This window comes from Alkalibacterium olivapovliticus, assembly GCF_003003275.1.
In the GTDB taxonomy this organism is placed as follows: Bacteria; Bacillota; Bacilli; order Lactobacillales; family Carnobacteriaceae_A; genus Alkalibacterium; species Alkalibacterium olivapovliticum.
The window spans coordinates 67,612-88,693 of the sequence record NZ_PVTO01000008.1 but is presented as its reverse complement, the minus strand read 5'-3'; the positions used below and the strand labels follow the sequence as shown (position 1 = coordinate 88,693).

At 36.8% G+C, this 21,082-nt stretch carries 18 protein-coding genes; 11 read left to right on the top strand and 7 right to left on the bottom strand.

Translation table 11 applies throughout. The features are described from left to right. Positions 1-36: 36 nt before the first annotated feature. A complete protein-coding gene (gene rlmD, locus CLV38_RS05625; protein WP_106192627.1) occupies positions 37-1,428 on the top strand; it encodes a 23S rRNA (uracil(1939)-C(5))-methyltransferase RlmD in 1,392 nt (463 codons plus the stop codon). 22 nt (positions 1,429-1,450) lie between these two features. On the opposite strand, the gene CLV38_RS05620 is transcribed toward rlmD, so the two are convergent. Both CLV38_RS05620 and CLV38_RS13720 read right to left on the bottom strand, forming a co-directional pair. Then, positions 1,451-2,950 carry a recombinase family protein gene (locus CLV38_RS05620; protein WP_106192625.1) on the bottom strand — a complete coding sequence of 500 codons (1,500 nt, stop codon included), beginning with the start codon at positions 2,948-2,950 and terminating at the stop codon, positions 1,451-1,453. Further along, positions 2,950-3,117: a hypothetical protein gene (locus CLV38_RS13720; protein ID WP_170068824.1), complete on the bottom strand. Its 168-nt coding sequence runs from the start codon at positions 3,115-3,117 to the stop codon at positions 2,950-2,952. The genes CLV38_RS05620 and CLV38_RS13720 overlap by 1 nt, the downstream gene beginning before the upstream one ends. Positions 3,118-3,819: 702 nt before the next feature. On the opposite strand from CLV38_RS13720, the gene CLV38_RS05615 reads away from it, so the two are divergent. The 3 genes from CLV38_RS05615 to CLV38_RS05605 all read left to right on the top strand — a co-directional run bounded on the left by CLV38_RS05615 (position 3,820) and on the right by CLV38_RS05605 (position 5,716). After that, positions 3,820-4,143, top strand: coding sequence for a helix-turn-helix domain-containing protein (locus tag CLV38_RS05615; protein WP_170068823.1), 324 nt, complete (start codon positions 3,820-3,822; stop codon positions 4,141-4,143). A 124-nt stretch (positions 4,144-4,267) separates the two neighbouring features. Beyond that, on the top strand, positions 4,268-4,603 hold the full coding sequence (locus CLV38_RS05610; RefSeq protein ID WP_106192620.1) for a helix-turn-helix domain-containing protein: 336 nt from the start codon (positions 4,268-4,270) through the stop codon (positions 4,601-4,603). Between the two features lie 90 nt (positions 4,604-4,693). Then, a complete protein-coding gene (locus CLV38_RS05605) occupies positions 4,694-5,716 on the top strand; it encodes a hypothetical protein (protein ID WP_106192618.1) in 1,023 nt (340 codons plus the stop codon). Between the two features lie 1,707 nt (positions 5,717-7,423). Here the strand turns inward: CLV38_RS05605 and CLV38_RS05600 are convergent. The 5 genes from CLV38_RS05600 to CLV38_RS05580 form a co-directional block, all read right to left on the bottom strand. After that, complete coding sequence (locus CLV38_RS05600; RefSeq protein ID WP_106192616.1) at positions 7,424-7,777, bottom strand: hypothetical protein; 354 nt, start codon at positions 7,775-7,777, stop codon at positions 7,424-7,426. 482 nt (positions 7,778-8,259) lie between these two features. Continuing rightward, positions 8,260-8,823 carry a recombinase family protein gene (locus tag CLV38_RS05595; RefSeq protein ID WP_106192613.1) on the bottom strand — a complete coding sequence of 188 codons (564 nt, stop codon included), beginning with the start codon at positions 8,821-8,823 and terminating at the stop codon, positions 8,260-8,262. 12 nt (positions 8,824-8,835) lie between these two features. Continuing rightward, positions 8,836-9,522 carry a hypothetical protein gene (locus tag CLV38_RS05590; RefSeq protein ID WP_106192610.1) on the bottom strand — a complete coding sequence of 229 codons (687 nt, stop codon included), beginning with the start codon at positions 9,520-9,522 and terminating at the stop codon, positions 8,836-8,838. 305 nt (positions 9,523-9,827) lie between these two features. Next, positions 9,828-10,259, bottom strand: a complete 432-nt coding sequence (locus CLV38_RS05585; protein WP_106192608.1) for a hypothetical protein — start codon at positions 10,257-10,259, stop codon at positions 9,828-9,830. A 24-nt stretch (positions 10,260-10,283) separates the two neighbouring features. Further along, entirely contained in the window at positions 10,284-10,541 is a 258-nt protein-coding gene (locus tag CLV38_RS05580) for a hypothetical protein (RefSeq protein ID WP_106192605.1), read from the bottom strand. Positions 10,542-10,786: 245 nt separating this feature from the next. Here CLV38_RS05580 and hsdR point away from each other — a divergent pair, with 245 nt between their 5' ends. The 7 genes from hsdR (at position 10,787) to CLV38_RS05545 (ending at position 20,999) form a co-directional block, all read left to right on the top strand. Next, on the top strand, positions 10,787-13,162 hold the full coding sequence (hsdR, locus tag CLV38_RS05575; RefSeq protein WP_106192602.1) for an EcoAI/FtnUII family type I restriction enzme subunit R: 2,376 nt from the start codon (positions 10,787-10,789) through the stop codon (positions 13,160-13,162). 29 nt (positions 13,163-13,191) lie between these two features. Beyond that, positions 13,192-14,661, top strand: a complete 1,470-nt coding sequence (locus tag CLV38_RS05570) for a class I SAM-dependent DNA methyltransferase (protein WP_106192600.1) — start codon at positions 13,192-13,194, stop codon at positions 14,659-14,661. Further along, entirely contained in the window at positions 14,662-16,131 is a 1,470-nt protein-coding gene (locus tag CLV38_RS05565; RefSeq protein WP_106192597.1) for a restriction endonuclease subunit S, read from the top strand. A gap of 144 nt (positions 16,132-16,275) precedes the next feature. Then, positions 16,276-17,223, top strand: coding sequence for a hypothetical protein (locus CLV38_RS05560; protein ID WP_106192595.1), 948 nt, complete (start codon positions 16,276-16,278; stop codon positions 17,221-17,223). Between the two features lie 369 nt (positions 17,224-17,592). Next, complete coding sequence (locus CLV38_RS05555; RefSeq protein ID WP_211295427.1) at positions 17,593-18,468, top strand: DUF6671 family protein; 876 nt, start codon at positions 17,593-17,595, stop codon at positions 18,466-18,468. 506 nt (positions 18,469-18,974) lie between these two features. Continuing rightward, complete coding sequence (locus CLV38_RS05550; protein WP_106192592.1) at positions 18,975-19,835, top strand: DegV family protein; 861 nt, start codon at positions 18,975-18,977, stop codon at positions 19,833-19,835. A 279-nt stretch (positions 19,836-20,114) separates the two neighbouring features. Then, positions 20,115-20,999 carry a DUF4085 family protein gene (locus tag CLV38_RS05545; RefSeq protein WP_106192590.1) on the top strand — a complete coding sequence of 295 codons (885 nt, stop codon included), beginning with the start codon at positions 20,115-20,117 and terminating at the stop codon, positions 20,997-20,999. Positions 21,000-21,082: the final 83 nt, after the last annotated feature.

Sequence of the window (21,082 nt, the reverse complement as noted above, 5' to 3'; positions counted from 1 at the left end):
TACTGAAAAGAGATAGACAAATTGAGGAGACAAATAATGACGAATAATAAACAAACTGCACCAGTAGCTAAAAATGATGTACTCGAAGGAGAAATCATTGATTTAACTCACGAAGGATTAGGTATAGTAAAACTAGGAGGGTATCCACTATTTATTGAGGGAGCTCTTATTAACGAAACAGTGGAATTTAAAGTCATCAAAGTAGGAAAAAACTTTGGTGTAGCTAAACTAATTAAAATAATAAAAGAAAGTCCAGATCGTGTTGAAGTGACGGACAGAGCATACGCTCAAACAGGCACTATGCCACTGCAACATTTAACATATGAAGCACAATTGACATTCAAAAAAAATCAGGTTGAAAATGTATTGACAAAAATCGGAAAATTACCGGATGTAAAAGTTAATGACGTTATCGGTATGGACAATCCGTTTGGGTACCGTAATAAAGCCCAGATTCCTGTCCGTAAAATCAAAGATAAACTGGAAACAGGCGTATTTAGAAAGAACAGCCACGACCTGATTCCTATGGAAGATTTTAAAATCCAGGATCCGGAAATCGATAAAGCAGTTGTCGCCGTTCGTGACATTATGCGTAAATATAGTGTGAAGCCTTATAATGAAAAAGATAACACAGGAAACCTGCGTCACATACTTGTACGTCGCGGCTATCATACGGGAGAAATGATGATCACCCTTGTGACTCGTACACCTAAACTGTTCCCACACAGCAAAATTGTTCCAGATATCTTGGAGGCACTTCCTGAAGTGGTCAGTATCATCCAGAATGTGAACCCTAAAAAGACAAATGTAATCTTAGGTCAGGAAGTGATCGTCCTTCATGGAGAAGACAAATACCAGGACAAATTGCTGAACCACACATTTGAAATATCTCATCGCTCATTCTTCCAGGTCAATACGGCACAGGCAGAAATCCTTTACAGCAAAGTTTTGGATTTCGCTGAACTCACTGGAGAAGAAACGGTCATTGATGCCTACTGTGGTATCGGTACAATTACGCTGGCATTAGCTGAAAAAGCGAAGCAGGTTTACGGAATTGAATTGATCGAACCGGCAGTTTTAGATGCGAGACGTAATGCAGAACTTAATGGGATTGAAAACGTGACTTATCAAGTAGGGGCAGCTGAAGATGTTATGCTGGACTGGAGCAAAGAAGGCCGCGAAGCTGACTTACTAGTTGTTGATCCTCCTCGAAAAGGACTGGAAGGACAATTCATCGATGCAGTTATCAAGATGCAGCCGAAGAAAATGGTTTACGTCAGTTGTAACCCGTCAACCCTAGCACGTGATCTGGCTTTGCTTGTTGAAGGTGGCTATACTGTCAAAACAGTTCAGCCAGTGGATATGTTCCCGCAGACTAGTCATGTGGAGACGATAGTAGAACTTGTTTTAAAAGGTACAGCTGGTTAGAGCTATACCTTGACTTAAACTCTTATGGTAAAAATTTATAGTGAATTACGATTTCTTGATTTTCATATACAAGGATTTTATCTATGAGCTGTCGGAGTACACTCTTCAGGATATCCTTATCACGTATATCAAGTTTCAAAAAGCGGTCGATAATTCGTTCAAAGGCATGGATGTTCGCTTCCATGTCTTTTTTCTGTTCTTTTTCTCTTTCAAGCTCCATCTTTCGTTCTAGTATTTCTGATTGTTGTGTTTGTATATCAGTGTTTTTGTTCAGTAGTTGAACATCAGTACAAAGATCCTTTTTATGAAGAGAGACATAATACTCAAAGTCATCGTCTAATGATTTATATTCTTTATCAAGAATGGTTATTTGCTGATTTATAGTGGTTTGCAGAGCAGATGCCTTCATCTTTGCAAGGTCATAGAAGGCATTCCTATTATGCTGTCCCTCAACCATCGAAGATACATCTTGGCTAATTGTCTCAATCAATTTTGCTTCTTCAATAATATGAGAAGAGCAAAACTTTTTGGTGTGTTTAACATACCCACCACACACGTAAGCACCCTTTTTTCGTCGATCAGCTTTATAGTTCATGCCTATACCACAGTCAGCACAGAAGGCAATATGAGCAAACAAACTTTCTTTCCCATTGCTTCTATTCTGTTTCTTAGATTCTATTAAATTTTGTACTTCTTGAAATTGTTTATGGCTAATAAGTGGAGGATGAGCATTTTCAATGCTCACTTGATTGTTCTCTTCCACACTGTTTCTCAATCTATAAGATTCAGACTCGGCTAGGAATTTTGATGTACTAGTTCTGTGTTGGACCAGCATACCAGTATAGTGGGGGTTTTTAAGAATTCCACTTACTGTGTTCTGATGCCATCGATTTCCTCCCCCAGGGGCTTTAATGTTATTTTCCATCAGATAATTCCCTATCTTACTCATCCCCCAACCATTGTACAAGTATAGATTAAATATCTCTTGTACAAAAGGACCAGTCTCTTCATCTATTTCCAATCGTTTGGATTTTTCAATGAGCCGATATCCAAATGGAGCTACAGAACCAGTAAAATTTCCCTCTCGTGCACTTGCTCTAATGCCTAGCTTTATCTTCTCAGACATCTTAACAGACTCATGTTCAGCAAATAAAGCCATTAGATTAAAATTAAAAGTATTGTCACTATCGTCTGAATCATAATGGTCTTCTGGCATAATCAATCTGACTCCTAAACGCTCAAGTTGATTAGCAATTTCTTTGCTTTTAACTAAATCTCTACTCAAGCGAGATACAGACTTGACAATAAGCACTTCAAAAACACCGTTTCTTGCATCTTTCAACAATTCTTGGATAGCTTTTCTATTTTTTAAAACTCTTCCACTCACGCTTTCAATATATTTCCTTTCTATAGTCATCCCCATATCAGTAGCTAATTTTTGTGCAATCAAATCTTGATTATGCAAGCTGTTCTTTTGTTCTTCCCTATGTGTACTAACTCGTGCATATAATGCTGCTTTCATTATTTGGCCACCTCTTTCGAAGTAGCACTTGCCATAGGTAAATCATATGAATTACCAATTGATTTGTCAATTACGTATTCTGCAAGGGCAAGTAGTATTCCATCTAATTTCTCTTCACCTGTAAAAGTTCTATCCAATATTTGGATAGTAGTTTGCTTGTTTGACATCGTTGTTTCCTCCGTATTACGAGACTTGCTTATAAAATTTCTCTAGAGTGTATGCATGTCATTTGTATAGAATGAGTAAGACCATACAAAAAACGACTGCAATAAGAAAGATCCCCTCAGCATTTGATGAGGGAAAGGTAGTCTTATCGCAGTCGCGTTTTATCTAAAAGTGTGTTTTGGAGTATGTAAAGTATACAGTACTTCTTATCATAGTGTAATTTGTCGACAAAGATAAAAATACACTGTTTTTTAATGGATGTCAATACAAAATTTAAAATTACCGGCTCATTCAGACTATTAGCGGGATATCCATATTGTTAATCTCACTGGACAATAGGATGAGTAAGATGGTTAAAGCTATGCAGTCTTATTGTTCGGTATATGGTGGAGGTGCTCTCAGCCTTTTCATATCAGTCTATAAAGCAGTTAGCATCGAGTTAGCTCTTTGGATAATTACTGATATTCTTGGATAGTTAAATATCTAATCTGAAAATTGACTTGACAGTACGACGTTAATAGAGTAACCTCTATTTTGTCACAACACAAATCGATATACACGGATTTATATAAAAAGACAACAGAACACACTACACTTAAGATAAAGCGCTCAGGCGTCAAGAATATAGGTTTATTTACTGAACCCTATTTTTGATGGCTGGGCGTTTTTTGTTCATTAAAACAATATTAAGAGGAGGAAATAGAATGGACACAGCTACACAGCAACAAGACAGCAAAGAAAGAGGCAAGAAGAATGAGGAATGGGTACAAAGAAAAGAACGATGGGTAGAGGTTAATAGGGAGATGAAGATAAGTGAGGCTCAGCAACTGCGAGAGAGTCGCGAGAAACTCGGTGTGACAAGAGAGGAGATGTCCAGGTTAATGGATGTGAGTGTTAGTTGCTTAGGTCGTCTCGAAAGAGGGGACTCTATAAAAGATTTTAGAGTAATCAAGAAATACTATGAATTTATGTTGGACAACATTAAAAGAGAGATAGACTTTTTTAATGACATTAGAAACTTATATTGATGGATGTAAGATTATTGTCTTCCAATAAAATAAGTCTGTTTTCATAAAATGAATATCCTTCGTGTATATAGAGATTTCTAAAAGTAATACATTTATAGAAATATTAATACACGGAGGGATTATTATGTTGATGTTTGATTGTACCAAACTAAAAGAAGGCAGAGTTTTGAAAGGCTATACCTTACAGGAAGTAGCTGACCAACGCCAGATTGATATACACGCTTACTGGCGGTTGGAGAAGGGTAAAACCGATTTGAAAGTATTTCATCTGCTTAAATTAACAGATATTTTAGACCAACCTATAGAATACTTTTTAACCGCTCAGTATACCCAGGAAGATTTTAGAAAGATCATCTGCACACTAAAATTTTTACACGAAAATACAGAGAATAATCAGTTGACCGACAGGCGTTTTAATGACGGTTTAGAGCTTCTCGAACAGTCATTGTCCATTAACTGAGAAAAATTTGTATTTCATACTAAATATAGCTGTTTTTGAAGGTATAGAGTTAAAAGATACAAGACATGAAAATGAAAAGGAGAGAAGGAAATGCTACACACCTTTGAGTTAAAGCTTAAAACAACTACTCGTCTAGTAAGAGAACTGGAAGAAGAGCTCAGCCAACCATTGATTCACTCAGCTAACAACACAGTGGAGCTTCTTAACCCACTCTTTACACCGGGTATACGAAAAATTAAAGTAACTAATGCCAGACAGGGGAGCTTCTATATTACATTAGAAATAGAACCACAGGCACTACTCACAAAGCAACTGACAGTGGATTTGTATGCCTGTACAACTATGAATAATGAAGCGCTAGTTTCTTCTTTGAACAAACACATTAAAGACTTTTATGGAGGCCTTCCTGCTTTACACGACGAATGGTACATGTCCAGGATAGATTATGCTATACAGGTTCATACGGATCACACACAAGCGTTTGTACAGCTTGCCAAGAAGTCAAAGGCCCCTTATCACTACGAAGACAAGATTAAGAAGCAGGGAAGCATGTATCTCCAGTCAAAAAGTATACGATACAATTTTTATGATAAGCATGACTATATGAAGAAGCAAAACCTCTCTCAAGCACTAATAGACAGAAGCGAAGGTCTTTTTCGGGTAGAAGTTCAATATCGTGCTACAAAAGCTATCAGGCATTTAAGGAACAAGTATGAAGCTCATGAACTATTTGCTTTGTTTGATTCTGAAATAGCTTTAGACGTGCTCTCCACAGCTTATACAAGAACAGTTGGCCTAGAAGACTTTCATAGCTATGACCAAGCCAAACATTCTATTATTAGAAGCACAGCCAACGACTCTATGAAATCGAAGCTAATCAATCTGTTAGATTTTATAGGAAAAGTCAGTAACTTGAGAGAAGCTATTGTGTTGCTTGAAGAAAACAGTAATAGCTCGCCTAACTATTATCACAGTAATAGACAATTATTTAACAATCATTTGAAAAAATTAAGAGAGTTAGGAGTCAATCCAATACTTATCTCAAATGAAACGGATCAAACTAAGCTAGTCAATCCCTTTAAGCTTAAGAGAATACATTGTATGGCTCATTAATGAGCATGAAGACAATGAAATAGACTGGCAGTGATGGTTTGACTTAATAGCAAGTCACCAACAGTTAATAGACTTAGAATAAGAACATAAATTACCTAATGCGGGAGCAGTTTGATAAGTGATAATTCTAAGTCCTGTTGTACTATCAGAAAGATTCTAATAGGCATGTATGAGTGGATACTAGTTATCCGCTCTATTTTTATACTATCAATCAGACGCCTACTCTGTTCTTAATAAACAATGCGTTAGACTGAGTGGGCAACCGTTGCCCACTCAGTTTATAACTGTTATGGAGGGGTTTCTATTGTCAACAGCCCCAAACTTAATCAATTATAGCTATACTCATACTTAGTTATCAATTGTGTAGGACTACAAGCCTCTTTCATTCTACATTGATTTATGTGTTACAGTTTTTGGTTTTATCAAGCTCGCGTAGACTACCTTTTAGTAACAGTTCTTATATACAAAGGATAGTAATTAAAAAGCCTCTACATGTGTAATATCCAGTAAACGCATAGTAACGGTACTCTGTAATACACATGATTCGAGAAACTTATACATATTGTAACTTCAGCCAGTAAACCTTATATATTATAGATAGTCAGTCTATTATGGGTGGATAGAGAGCCCTTGGAGCGTGTGATAGCTTATTTATGAAAAACGACGTCTCAGATTACAGATTGAGATGTTCTATTATAGTAATTGATTCCAAACTAACTAGGTACAGCGAACCATTTATTTCAATTTCATTGTTATTTTGCAATACGATTCAAAGCAGAGTATGTGATTAAAAATAGCTCGTAAAGATTCTCAAACGTCTTCTGAGAGAAGATGGAGCTGCATTCAAATATTTACTTGCATAGGAGACTCGTTATCATGAGTAAGCTTGTGTGTTGCTTGCTGCAAAAAGCGGAAGCTTAAGTCAACGTATAAAAATTAAATTAAGACAATGATTAGACCAATGAGTTCTTTGGAGAATTCGATTGATAAACAATGTTACTATGTGTTCTGCATATATTAAATAGGATTCTATAGTCCCTTCTGTAAAGCTTGCAATGGGTTAATATATCTTAGAACGACACATAGTCCATTTTATCCACTAGCGAACTTCACAAGGCCTCTCCAGCGCTCTGGTGCTTAGAAATGAGTAAGGTACTTGAATCAGTTAGTAAAACACATCAACAAATGTATCACAATAAATGGGTGCTTAAATAATCGACTAATCAAAATCTATAGGTATATTTCACGATATAGTTTCAGGTGTTCTAGTATAACTATATATATTGAAAACAAGTGAACCTTCAGAGAAGACTTCTCAGCGCCAGTATAGGTCAATACACCTTAGTATAGGGCTGATTGCTATACGCGACTTGAGGAGGTGCGGTGGACGTTCTGAATGAATAAATATGGTGTATCTATTAACCAAAACGATTCATTGGTCGCTGCTGCGTATATGCATGTTTTGTATTACATTACTTCTTAAATATAATGTTCTGTGGGCTAGTTGCTTAATACTTTTTTGATATACCTATTATGCCTATTTTGAAGTGGGCACTCAGTACCCACTTCATTTAAGCCTATCACTGCAATTTTTCCGTCCCTACCATGCAGGTCTAGGTTTCCTTGAATGTAGGAGTGCTTGTAGGATCCGCTACTAGACATGCGGGCACCGAGTGCCCACTCGTTAATAAGCTGTTACTAAAGCTTTTACTCTTCAATTACCAACGTAGTATTCCATGGCTCTATCACAACTAAAATGTCTTTAGTATCGATTTGGATATCTTGTGATAAGTCTTCTTTTAATAAACCTATCAATCCTTCTTCATAGGTTTTCAAAGGGATTCTCACTACTTCATTTACGTTAGTATCGTACATGACTATATAATCTTCAATTTGGATTTCTCTTCTTCCAACGTTAGGATAGTAGACTGACTCCTGATCGAACTCAATAGGGGATAGAGATCTTTTAAAACAGCTGCTGCATGAGTGAATGTGTTCTCCTTTGAATGTTCCAGTGAAAGCTTTCTTTAATGAGGTTGAACAAAATTGACAAGTATACATAAAATGACTTCCTTTCGATTTTAAGTGATGTGTTTAACGGACAAAGATTAAAGCACTAATACCTTTCTTGAAGTTTAGGATATAACAATAATAGTATGAGGGGGCTCTTCTGGGGCTAATCAAGGGGCTTCGGGGACATTTGCTGAGTATACAGATAGTTTTAGTGGCCCGAAGGGAAAGCTAGATTAATAGAATGACCACCCCGGGGCTATAATTAGAGTAAAGGGACACTAATGTATAACCTAGTAGGGGTCAGAAATATTTATAGATTTTAATTCTCTGTAGCTTTTTACAAATTGTACAATTGTATAAGAGCTTATTGAGTGTAATACAACAAAAAGCAAAGCAATGGACAAGTAACTTGTGCATTGCTCTGTACAGAAGGAAATCATGATTTGATTTTGTAATGGCTAGTTACCAGTATATGACAAGCAAATATTTCAGGGTAAATTTTACCTTGAATTATTTGCTTGTTAGATTGTTTAGTCGTTCACTACAACTTTAGACTCCTTGTATCGCCATAAGGTAGTCTTACTGATACCTGTTAATTCATAGACCTGCTTATAGCTATGCGTATTTAGTAGTTTTAATGCATGTTCTAGCTGTGTTTTTGAAAACTTCTTGGGTCGACCTTCTCTGAAATTGGGATTTTGTTTGGCGATTGCTTTACCTTCTTGAGTCCGCTCGATAATCAAATCGCGTTCAAAGTCTGCAAACGCACTGAAGACTGTAAAAATCAGTCTACCAGAAGGCGTATTCTCGATTCGTCCTAGATTAAGTATATCAATTTTGACATCTCGCTCGAACAAATCTTTTATGATGGTTAGCGCTTCTTGAGTGCTTCGAGCGAATCGATCTAATTTAGTGACTACTAATGTATCTCCTGATTCAATAGTATTTAGTAGCCTTTGAAATTCAGGACGTTCAGCAGTTGTTCCAGTCATCTTCTCCGCATATATAGTGTCACAGTGCTCTTGTTTCAATTTTTCTATTTGACTGTTCAAGTCTTGTCCTCTCGTGCTTACTCTTGCATATCCGTATTTCATTTTATCCCATCCTTACTTCATTTCGTTAAGACAGTAGCTAATTAAGCTAAGCATTCTGAAATAAAAATATTCCTTCTGATGATCTGAGTGAACTAGGGTTTTTCCGTTTTCGAAATGTCTTATCTGATAAGAGTTACCGATAGCCGTTAATTCGTTGAACTCATCATCTAATACCTTTTCAGCCTCAGCAGAGCCATTACTGACGGCGGTAATTAGCTCTTTAACTGAAGCTTTCTTATCCTCTCCGTAAACAGTTTTTAACCTCTCAAAGCCATCCCAAATTTTTTCTAAGGCAATTTGTTTCTTATCAGAGTCAGTATCTCTTATGTAGAGCTTTGATTCTTCGATTTTATTGTTCACAATTTCGTCTATTGATTGAGAAGTGCTTTGCTCCAATTGTTCGCTTGCTTTGTTTTCTATCTTTTCGTTCGTACCTTCTTCTACTGGATGAACGATGAGATATGCTAATATAGCTTCTTTCAACTGTGTAAGCTCTGGTCGAAAGTCGGGCTCCAAATCTACTGATTTGAATTTTGCTGACTGTCTTACGTGTGCCAATATACCTGGTAGTAAGATAGGATATTTGCTCTTGAGTTTAGCCCATAAATTCTGTGAACCATTTCTGGAAGACATTGCTTGTTCGATCCTTGGAAGATCTTTCTGTATTTCTTCGTATACCTCTTTTTTAATTTGTCTCATGCAAGCACTCCTCATATTGATATTTATGTATTACTATTTTATCATATGCTTATGAAACTAAGTAATGAAACCTTTAAAAGACTGACAGAATAACACTTCAAGTTTCGTTTTAAAACTGTTAAGTTATGAAACTATAAACGTAGAAGTTGAATGCTTTTAAGAAGTGTATACAGTGTTTCACAGTATAGAAAACCACCTCCCCACTTAATATCCAGTAGAGAGGTGGTCTATGGTGCTATATACTTCAGTGCAATAATGCGTCCTAGAGAACTACTATTCTAGACTCACTTCAAAAAGAGCGGTATTTATAATTCGTTATTTATATCTTCTATTTGGCCTACTGAAGGATAGTAGACACCATTAATAGGGCCATTAATATACCCCTTACTCCAAGCTTCATCAAAACGATTTAGTCCAGTATCATAGCTAGGTACTTGAAGTCTTAAAGATAAATTAATCACTTCTTGACGGTCTAGTAAATCTTCACTACCTAATAACCTTAGGAGTCTAATCAGACCATCGTTACCTAAGAAAGCAAATAAATGGTTTCCAGGTGTACTGCTGTTCTCATTGTTAAAGACTCTTTGTTCATCGTACATACATTCCTTAGTTTGATGAACTATGTGGAAATTGTGCAACTTGTTGCTCTTATTGTCTCTATACCATTCTACATAGCCTTCCTCTGGTGTGTTAATATATTCTGAACATTTATCGCAAACCCATCTAGTGTTATCCATTATTGCCTCCTATTATAATTAGTTTTAGACCTTTTTAGAGAACTCAACAAGCAAATCAAGTAACTCTTTCTCGTTTTTACCTACACCGTTGAAAAGCGTATTCACTCTACAAGATAGCATTAGAGATACTTTGGCAATAGGTTTAGTTGCATTGTTTTTATAGACGTGTAACTGTTGATTTGGCTTTGCACTATTAGACGTTCCAAAGTCTGTCGAGTATCCACCTCCTAAGCTGTTAATATCGTTGATTAGTTTTGTTACATCCTGCTCTCGTGCACCCATTATGCATTCCTCCTATTGCTTAGACTATACCATGCTATTAATCTCTTCTCACTAGTAATATTAATTTAAATGCTTTTTTATTATGACAACTTGGACAAATCACGAATCTAAGACCCTCACAGTATGTTATAATTGCTATAATAATGCTTTGCCATAACCAGTTTCAAAGTAAAGGAAAAGCATATTATTGTATCAGTATACTTCATATAACTAATTGTTAATCTTACATGAGAGGGGTAAGGAAAATGGGGAAAAGCCATCTGTCTGAAGAGGATATAAAAGCCAGATATATAACTAAAGCAGTTATCAATGCTGGATGGGATATTAATAAACAAGTCCGCTTTGAATATCCATTTACAGCAGGTCGTATTATATTACGTGGAAATATCACTGCCAGAGGTAAAAGGAAACGAGCAGACTATGTTCTGTCATATAAAAACAACTTGCCTTTAGCTATTATAGAGGCTAAGGATAACAATCACTCTGTCGGTGCTGGGCTACAACAGGGAATAGAATATGCTAAAGCTTTGGATGTACACTACGTCTACGCATCAAATGGAGATGGGTTTGTTGAACAAAACCTGCTTACAGGGGAAGTAAGAGAATTAAAATTAGAAGAGTTTCCTTCTCCAGAAACGTTGTACCAACGATACAGAGTAGATAAGGGTATAGACGAAGCGGAAGAAAAGGTAATGCTTGAACCATATTATTACATACCCAATTACAAGAAGCCGCGGTACTATCAACGAATAGCGATCAACCGTACTGTAGATGCTGTGGCAAAGGGACAAAACCGAGTGTTAGTGGTCAGTGCAACTGGTACTGGTAAGACGTATATGACGTTTCAAATGATTTATCGGCTATGGAAGTCAGGTTTAAAGAAGAAAATTCTTTTCTTGGCAGATCGAAATGTACTGATTGATCAGACTATGACTGGTGACTTCAAACCGTTTAGTGGAAAGATGACTAAGGTTCAGAATAAAAATCTAGATAGTTCCTATGAAATATATCTAGCCTTGTATCAACAGCTAGTCGGTGAAGACGGTGAGGAAGCTTACAGACAGTTCCAGCCAAACTTTTTTGATCTCATAGTGATAGATGAGTGTCATAGAGGAAGTGCTAAGGAGGAATCTGCCTGGCGTAAAGTTTTAGATTACTTCACCGAAGCTACCCATATTGGCTGTACAGCCACTCCTATCGAAACAAAGGAAGCCTCCAGCTTTACTTACTTTGGGGAGCCAATATACGAGTATTCGTTGAAACAAGGTATTGACGATGGTTACCTTGCTCCTTATAAAGTTGTGCGTATTGGATTAGATAAGGACCTCGAAGGATACCGTCCAGAAGCTGGTAAACGAGATAAGCATGGACACGAGATAGAAGACCGAGAGTACAATGCTAAAGACTTTGATAGACATCTTGTTATTGATGATAGAACGAGAGTAGTAGCCTCAAAGATAACAGAGTTCTTGAAAAAGACAGACCGTTTCAGTAAGACGATTGTATTTTGTGTCGACATTGAACATGCGGAAAGAATGCGTCAAGCACTCATTAATCAGAACAAAGACCTCTATGCAGAAGATGACCGTTATGTCATGCGGATAACAGGGGACAACGATGAGGGTAAGGCACAACTTGAGCATTTTATTGACGAAGAAAGTACGTATCCTGTTATTGTAGTCACGAGTAAGTTAATGACAACTGGTGTGGATGCAAAGATGTGTAAACTGATTGTCCTTGAGAACAACATCAATAGCATGACAGAGTTCAAACAAATCATCGGTAGAGGTACACGCCTTCTGGAAGATTATGGCAAGAAATACTTTACTATCATGGACTTCCGTAATGCTAGCAGACTCTTTGCAGACCCCGAATTTGATGGCAAGCCGGAAGTGGTACTAGAGCTAGGAGAAGACGATGCCGTAGAAGAGCCAGATAAGCCTACCGATGAAGAAGAGTCGTTCGGTGAAGACGCAGGAAATGAAGGTATCAATGATCCAACAGAACCATACGGACCTGGCGACTTTCCACCCTTTGATGATGAAGGAGATGACAAGCCAAGGAAGTACTATGTTGGGGATGTAACAGTTCGCGTGCTGTCAGAACGCGTTCAGTACGTTGACAAGGATGGAAAATTGATAACCGAAAGCTTAATTGACTATACAAAGAAAAATATACTTGAGCAATACTCTCGGTTAGATGAATTTCTTCGGACCTGGACAACAGCGGAGAAAAAGCAAGCTATCATTGATGAGCTTCAAGATGACGGGGTGTTGCTGGATGCAGTAAGGGAAGAGTTAGGTCAGGATGACTTAGATGACTTTGACTTGATCTGTCATATTGCTTACGATAAAGCACCGCTAACCAAGCAAGAGCGGGTTAACAATGTAAAGAAAAGACATTACCTCTATAAATACTCTGATACTGCTAAGGAAGTCATTGAGGCGTTACTTAATAAGTACGCAGATGATGGAATTAGAGAGATAGAAGACACTAGGGTACTTAACCTAAAAGAGTTTGCACAAATAGGTAGTCCCATGAAAATTGTCAAAGCCTTTGGAGGCAAAAAAGGTTACTTAAAGGCGGTTAAGGACCTGGAAAACGAGATATATTCCGCATAAATTGAATGTAGAAAAGGTAGGAAGTACTAATGGCGAACAGTAGCTTTGTAAAACGAATTCAAAATGTTATGAGAAATGATTCAGGGGTTAATGGTGACGCGCAGAGAATTGAACAAATTGTCTGGATTTTATTCTTGAAAATATATGATGCTAAAGAAGAAATGTGGGAATTTCATGAGGAGAGCTATCAATCAATAATCCCAGAGGGTCTAAAATGGCGAGACTGGGCTGTTGATGAAAAAGATGGCGAGGCGCTCACTGGAGACAGTTTGCTGGACTTTGTTAATAATACTCTGTTCCCAACACTTAAGAATTTAGAGATTGATGACACCACACCAATTAGACAAGTCGTTGTGCGGTATGCTTTTGAAGATGCCAATAACTATCAAAAAGATGGTGTGCTATTAAGACAAGTAGTCAATATTATTGATGAAATTGATTTCACAGAGTATAAGGAACGTCACGAGTTCGGTAATATTTACGAGTCTTTTCTTAAAGATCTTCAAAGTGCCGGTAATGCAGGCGAATTCTACACACCAAGAGCGGTCACAGACTTCATGGTGAAAGTGGTTAAACCAGTCTTAGGTGATAGAATAGGAGACTTTGCGTGTGGTACGGGTGGGTTCCTTACGTCTGCATTAAACGAACTGGAGCGTCAAGTCGGCAACTCCTTAGAAAATAGAGAAGTGTATAACCAGTCAATTTACGGGATTGAAAAGAAAGCTCTCCCGCACTTGTTATGTGTCACGAATATGTTGATACATGATATTGATGACCCGAATATTCTTCATGGAAATGCCTTAGAAACTGACTATAAAGAATTGCGTAAAATGGATCCATTCGATGTGATTTTAATGAACCCGCCCTATGGAGGAAGTGAGAAAGAAAGCGTCAAGGTCAACTTCCCAACGGAACTTAGAAGCTCTGAGACAGCCGATTTGTTTATGAATGTCATTATGTATCGACTAAAGAAAGAGGGAAGAGCTGCGGTTATTTTACCTGATGGGTTCTTGTTTGGTACAGATAACGGCAAGTTCAATATTAAGAAAAAGCTGATGAGTGAGTTCAACCTTCATACGGTAGTCAGAATGCCACATAGTGTCTTTGCGCCATATACTTCTATAAGAACAAACATTTTGTTCTTTGATAACACAAAACCGACCAAAGAAACCTGGTTTTACCGTGTGGATATGCCTGAAGGATATAAGAACTTCTCCAAGACAAGGCCAATGAAACTAGAACACTTCAACGCGGCCCTCAATTGGTGGGATAATAGAGAAGATATTGAAGTAGACGGTTTTCCTAAGTCTAAGAGGTACTCCATCGAAGAAATCATGGAAAGAAGCTACAACATTGACCTATGCGGTTTCCCTCATGAAGAGGAAGTAATTCTTGACCCTATGGATTTGATTCAAGAATACCAAGAGAAACGGGCTACTCTTAACGCAGAAATTGATCATGTCTTAGAACAGATTACTTCTATGCTTGGAGGTAATTAAATGAATGCACAGGACCTAAAGAACAGTATTCTTCAACTAGCCATTCAAGGAAAACTTGTAGAGCAGCGTGAAGAGGAAGGCACTGCGAAGGAACTACTTGAAAAGATTAAATCGGAAAAGAAGCAGCTTATAAAAAGTGGTCAAATCAAAAAGTCCAAGACACTCCCTAAAATCTCAGAAGATGAGTTGCCATTTGATATTCCTGAGAGCTGGGAATGGGTCAGATTATCAGACATAATAGATGTACGCGATGGAACTCACGATACTCCAAAGTATGTTGCAAGTGGCGTTCCATTGTTAACAAGCAAAAATTTGAAAAAAGGTGAGCTAGACTTTGATAATGTCAAACTTATTTCCTTGGAAGATTCAAAAAAAATCAATATGAGATCCGGTGTTGATGATGGAGATCTATTATTTGCAATGATTGGATCAATTGGAAATCCTGTACTCGTAAAAAAAACTAGAGACTTCTCAATTAAGAACATGGCGTTATTTAAACCAATTAAACATAATATGTTTGATATGGAGTATCTTCTTAATTACTTAATGCTTGAACAAGAAAGTATGAAAAGAAAATCTGCTGGCGGTGTACAATCGTTTGTTTCACTAACCTTTTTAAGGAAATACCTAGCACCGCTCCCACCATTCGAAGAACAAAAGCGTATCGTAGAGAAGATTGAAGAGCTAATGCCATTTATTGATAAATACGATGCAGCCTATTCTGAAGTGCAGGAGCTAAATAAAAGCTTTCCAGAAGATATGCAGAAGTCTATCTTGCAATATGCTGTGAAAGGTAAGCTTGTCGAACAGCGAGAAGAAAAAGGAACAGCTGAGCAACTCTTTAATCAAATTCAAGAAGAGAAGAGACAGCTGGTTAAGCAGGGTAAGATAAAGAAAACTAAGAAACTTCCCGAAATTACTGACGATGAGATTCCTTTTGAAATTCCTGCAAGCTGGAAATGGGTAAGGTTGGGTGATTTACTGACAAAATTAACAGATGGAGCACACCATACTCCGAAATATACAATTACTGGCATTCCGTTCATATCTGTTAAGGACATTAGTGGTGGAGAAATTGATTTTACAAATACCAAGTTTATTTCCCAAGAGGAGCATGATTCTCTCTATAAGAGATGTAATCCTGAACAAGACGATATACTATTAACGAAAGTTGGAACTACTGGAATACCTGTAATCGTTAATACTAATAATCAATTCAGTCTTTTTGTTAGTGTTGCGCTTTTGAAATTTAATACAGATTTGCTATTTAATAAATACTTAAAGTACGCTATTCAATCTCCTTTAGTACAGACTCAAGCTAGAGAAAATACCAGAGGAGTAGGCAATAAAAACTGGGTTATGAGAGACATCGCTAATACAATCCTGCCATTACCCCCATTGAGAGAACAACAGCGTATTAGTGGTGAATTAGATAGGCTACTATTACAATCAATAAAATTAAAAAAGTAATTCCTATGAACTAAAGTATGTACCATGGCAAGTACTACTCCAGTATTTTTGAATTGTTCGTACTATTATCTCAACACACAAAGATAGTGTACTGTATTTTACACAATATTATGGACTTGACTTAATAAATAAAAGGAGGAAGTTATGCGATTAAGAGAAGTACAAAAGGTAATAGCTGATAATTTGCCAAATCTTTTAAATATTGAAGGTGAAGACTTTAGTAGAAGTGGTACTTCATACAAGAGAGTACATGCGTATGATATGATAAGAGCTTCTACTATTAATTTGCTGAATACAGGTCTGTTTGAGCCAGAAAAGGAAATAATTGAATCAAAAGAGTTATTAAGTTTGGTAAATTCTAATACTATGACATTTGATAAAAATTCCTATATTGAGTTCATAAGAGTTATAAATAGAGTTGCATACAAGTCTGAGGCTATGGAAACTCTAATCACCAGTAGTCTCCACTCCGAATTAGAAAATGATTCATCTCTAATAATTAACCTTCCTTCTAGAGAATTATCTATAATTGAATTCAATGAAATTATCAATATTTTAGATAATGTCTTTAAGTTGCTACATGGTTCAATTAAGGATTTTCAATCAGAGGTAATTATAGAAAATTTTGACGTAGGATCGGAATGGCTTATACTATCTTTATTATCAAATTCAGCTGTTAAACTATTTGGATCTTTAGTAACCATTGTACAAAGGGCTCAAGTTGGAAACAGACAAATTAAAGCCCTGGATAGACAACTAGAATCACTTGATTTGACAGAAGATACTAAACAAAGAGTGATTGAAGCTCAAGTGGAGTTTAATCTTGCCTTGTATGGAAAACTAGCCGATGAATATCTTGATACTAATGATTTAGAAAATCAAGCTGAAATTCATTCAAGAATGACTAAAGTCTTAGAGAATATGGATAAGTTATTGAGTAAAGGGGTTGGTTTTGAAGCGGCTATAAGTGCCTCTAATGAAGTGGCTAAGACATTTCCTCCAATACAAGAACAAAAATTACTAGACCAAGCCAAAATTTTAGATACGCTTAAGAATTTACCTGTCAAGGGAAGCGATCAAGCAACCGATTAACTATTTAAATTGCAACATGTCCAATGAAGCTTATTAAGACTTTTTATATATGTAGTATCATGGCAAGTACTACTTATATTTTTGATTTGTACGCACTATCATCTCAACACATGTAGAGAGCGTTACGTTACTGACTAGAAAATAATATTATTGGGCTTGAATACAAAAGTTGTAACCACAATTAAATATGCGATAAAAAAACAGAGCAGATCAGTCATTGTTCTTGCTGCCTTTTTTAAAAAACAGGGAATTTAATGATAGTGTTATAAATGGGATGCATTGAAGATTCTATACTGGTATGATATAAGAAATTAACTGACTTCAGAATTAGAAAACGAAGGTTAGAATGTTACAGAAGGAGAGAAACGAGTGACTAAGAAAGAATGTGGACTGACAATGTTTACTGGCAGAGAAGCGGTCATTGCGACGATGCACAAGAAAGAAACTGTCATCGCTCCTATACTGAAAGAAACCCTTGGCATTGAGCTTATTGTACCTGAAGGGTTTAATTCAGATCAGTTCGGAACATTTACTGGAGAAACAAAGCGAACAGGAAATCAGATGGAAGCAGCTAGACTCAAGGCTGAAGGAGCAATGAATCAGTTTGGTCAGACGCTATCTATTTCAAGTGAAGGATCGTTTGGTCCTCATCCGATGATTCCATTTCTCCCGTATAACCGAGAAATCGTTTTATTGATCGATAAGGAAAATGACATTGAAATCAGCGGGGTAGCAGCGACTACAGAAACAGCTTTTAAGCATAAAGTGGTCAGAAATCATTCAGAAGCACACGCATTTGCTTTATCCGCAGGATTTCCTGAAACAGGAATGGTGGTTAAAGTCAGTGAGGGGACTAAAGATCCAGAAGATATCTTCAAAGGAATAACTACACACCGGCACTTAGAAGAATCAGTCCATGAGGCATTACTCAAATCAACGGATCAAACCATATTCATTGAAACAGATGTGAGAGCTTTATTTAATCCAAAACGGATGAAGACTATCGAAACGGCAACAAAAGATTTAGTCAAGAATGTTCTTAGCTTATGTCCACAGTGCAGCTGGCCAGGGTACAGTGTGACGGATTCCAAAAAAGGGTTACCTTGTGGATGGTGTAAAAGACCGACAGAATTAACGCTCTCGCTTCATTATGAGTGCAGCAAATGTAATTATAATGAAGAGAGGTTATATCCGCTAGGAAAAGAACAAGCAGACCCTGGGCACTGCAGTTACTGTAACCCGTAATAAACGTTCTTTAGGACTTTTACCGGAGCAGTAAAGACTGTGAGAATGATATCTTATAAAAAAAGGAAAAGGGTGATAGCATGTCCAGGATTTCATACTAATATCAGTATGGCAAGTACTGCTTCAATATAATTGTCTTGTACGTACTATCATCTCCACACATGTGGAGAGCGTCACGTTATTAGTCAAATAAGATAATCTTAAAACCCTTGAAACTGTCATTATACGGTTTCAGGGGTTTTATATTGTGTATTAAGTAGACTTTTTTTATCCAACTTTTCAGTATTAGTGGTAATATATACGGTATAATATAATTGTATACATTATAAGGACAACATTACATTCCGATAGGGACAGTAAAGTGTTTTTTTAAAAGAAAATCTGAAAGATTGCATAGAAAAATTAGTCTGTTATATAGCTTTTAAAGTACAATTATTATATATAAAATAATCATAGACTAGAGTTAATAGAAGCACTATAATCCACCAAATTAATGGAGGTTAATTATGAATAAATATATCCTGACAACCGAAAGTGGTTCAGATTTATCTAAAGACTTAATCGATCGGTATAATATACAAGTCATCCCCATGCATGTGACAATGGGAGATCAAACCTATTCTGATGGTAGTTTTGATGTGCAGAATGCTTTTGATTATTATGAGAAAACAGGAAATCTACCTAAAACATCTGGGACTTCACCTCAAGATAATGCCGAGGTTTTCAAACGTGTTTTTGCAGAACATCCAGATGCTTCTATCATCCACATCGGATATTCTGCCGTTACAACTGTATCCTTCAATGCAGCAACTATTGCAGCTCAAGATTTTAATAATGTCTATCTTGTAGACTCCAAGCACGTTTCTGTTGGAGCAGCCGCTGTTGTGAAGGCCACAGCTCAATTTATTGAAAATAACCCTGATACAAGTCCAGAAGCAATTATTTCTTTTGTCGAAGAGATAAGAGAGCGTACGCACATGGTGTTTATGCCCAAAACACTTCACTATTTGAAAGCTGGGGGACGAGTGTCAAATCTGGCTTTTCATAGCGCAAATTTGCTGAAGATTCAACCATCCATTGTCTTAGAAAATGGATACTTGGTGTCTGGGGCGAAATACCGAGGATCGTTTGCTAACTGCTTGAAAAAAATGATTAATGAATTTTTAAAAAACGATACTATAGACCCGGATACGGTTTTAATAGTAGGGGCTCCGGGTGTTGAAGACAGTCAAAAAGAGACAGTTTTCGAGCTTCTGAAAGAAAACGGTATTCAAAATGCGACTTGGATGAAGGCGGGAGCTGTGATTTCCAGTCATGGCGGACCGGGAGCAATCGGCATCGCGGGGATTAAAAAAACGGCTGATTAAAGTGGGTAGCTTAGGGATGAATTCAAAGAAAAAGTAAAACACTGTATAAAGAGGTTTGCTAAAGATGGACTCTTTCCTTCAGCTATTAATCGTGCAGTTTGTTAACTGAAAATAAGTAGTTATTAATCGTATTTATTTAGCAACCTCTGTGGGACACTTTTAATAATAGATGTTCAGCAGGGGTTCTTTTTGATGGATAGTATTTGACGACGGGGTAGACCCTTTGTCGTCTTTAGATTTATCGGGAAGCCTAATGTGTGTTTAATGAAAGGATAAACTATGAGATATTTAACTGAGGAATGGTATAGAATAAGTCAGCATACAGACCTTCATTTTGACATGAGAATTCATAGCGGTGCTGAGGATTACAACGACGCGCTATATTCACGGCTCTATAAAAGAAAAGAGAAAAAATTTATAGAATTTGAGCGTGAATTGTACGATGAAGATCCACGTTTTATGTTGGAAAACGATGAAAGTACATTAATACCTCTTGATGCGTTTCTAGAGGAAGAAGGTATAAAAGATGAAGACATCATCATTTATCATATGTCGCCCGAAGAAAAAGACCATATTCAAAAACTGATAGAAGAGTACGACAGTCGTCCACCGTTTGATGAAGAAAAATGCAGAGAGCATTTTAAATTTATTCATGAATTGAAAATAAAAGAAACAGCTGATAAACTGTCTCCCGAACTTTATCAGCAAATTTTAGATATACGGCTATTTTCTTTAGGGTACTGCACGAAAAATATGAAAAAACAGTTAAAAGCTTTCAGTAAAGAAAATGAGAATGAAATGAACCGAATTTTTAAAGAGTATATGAAAGTACAGGAAGAGGAAAGTATTCCTCACATCATTAAAGAAAGGTTTGGATTTCACGATTGTGAGACGATAGATTTTATAGTTGGTAAAAATAATGTGGTCCTGCTACTGGATACAAGCGGAGGATTTACCGATTTTAATGAGATTACGTTTGTGGCATCTAAAATCATAAAACAGAAAGGGCAAATTGTTGGAAGTATATGTCTGTATGAAGAGCTATATCGTATTGAAGACGGGTATGAGGTACATATGCTATTCACTGGAGACGGGGAAGGAATGCCCGAGCTTATAGTTCAGTGTCAAGATATTTTGATCGAAAAAAATGATCTAAGCCTCTGATGATTATTCTCTTTAGTTAAGAGGTCTATACCTATAAAAGGCTGAAAGACAAAGAGATGAGAAATAAATGCAAGCTTGTCTTA

Bases quoted from the DNA above. Each gene is read 5' to 3' on its own strand.
- rlmD (WP_106192627.1), top strand. From the start codon at position 37: ATGACGAATAATAAACAAACTGCACCAGTAGCTAAAAATGATGTACTC.
- CLV38_RS05620 (WP_106192625.1), bottom strand. From the start codon at position 2,950: ATGAAAGCAGCATTATATGCACGAGTTAGTACACATAGGGAAGAACAA.
- CLV38_RS13720 (WP_170068824.1), bottom strand. From the start codon at position 3,117: ATGTCAAACAAGCAAACTACTATCCAAATATTGGATAGAACTTTTACA.
- CLV38_RS05615 (WP_170068823.1), top strand. From the start codon at position 3,820: ATGGACACAGCTACACAGCAACAAGACAGCAAAGAAAGAGGCAAGAAG.
- CLV38_RS05610 (WP_106192620.1), top strand. From the start codon at position 4,268: ATGTTGATGTTTGATTGTACCAAACTAAAAGAAGGCAGAGTTTTGAAA.
- CLV38_RS05605 (WP_106192618.1), top strand. From the start codon at position 4,694: ATGCTACACACCTTTGAGTTAAAGCTTAAAACAACTACTCGTCTAGTA.
- CLV38_RS05600 (WP_106192616.1), bottom strand. From the start codon at position 7,777: ATGTATACTTGTCAATTTTGTTCAACCTCATTAAAGAAAGCTTTCACT.
- CLV38_RS05595 (WP_106192613.1), bottom strand. From the start codon at position 8,823: ATGAAATACGGATATGCAAGAGTAAGCACGAGAGGACAAGACTTGAAC.
- CLV38_RS05590 (WP_106192610.1), bottom strand. From the start codon at position 9,522: ATGAGACAAATTAAAAAAGAGGTATACGAAGAAATACAGAAAGATCTT.
- CLV38_RS05585 (WP_106192608.1), bottom strand. From the start codon at position 10,259: ATGGATAACACTAGATGGGTTTGCGATAAATGTTCAGAATATATTAAC.
- CLV38_RS05580 (WP_106192605.1), bottom strand. From the start codon at position 10,541: ATGGGTGCACGAGAGCAGGATGTAACAAAACTAATCAACGATATTAAC.
- hsdR (WP_106192602.1), top strand. From the start codon at position 10,787: ATGGGGAAAAGCCATCTGTCTGAAGAGGATATAAAAGCCAGATATATA.
- CLV38_RS05570 (WP_106192600.1), top strand. From the start codon at position 13,192: ATGGCGAACAGTAGCTTTGTAAAACGAATTCAAAATGTTATGAGAAAT.
- CLV38_RS05565 (WP_106192597.1), top strand. From the start codon at position 14,662: ATGAATGCACAGGACCTAAAGAACAGTATTCTTCAACTAGCCATTCAA.
- CLV38_RS05560 (WP_106192595.1), top strand. From the start codon at position 16,276: ATGCGATTAAGAGAAGTACAAAAGGTAATAGCTGATAATTTGCCAAAT.
- CLV38_RS05550 (WP_106192592.1), top strand. From the start codon at position 18,975: ATGAATAAATATATCCTGACAACCGAAAGTGGTTCAGATTTATCTAAA.
- CLV38_RS05545 (WP_106192590.1), top strand. From the start codon at position 20,115: ATGAGATATTTAACTGAGGAATGGTATAGAATAAGTCAGCATACAGAC.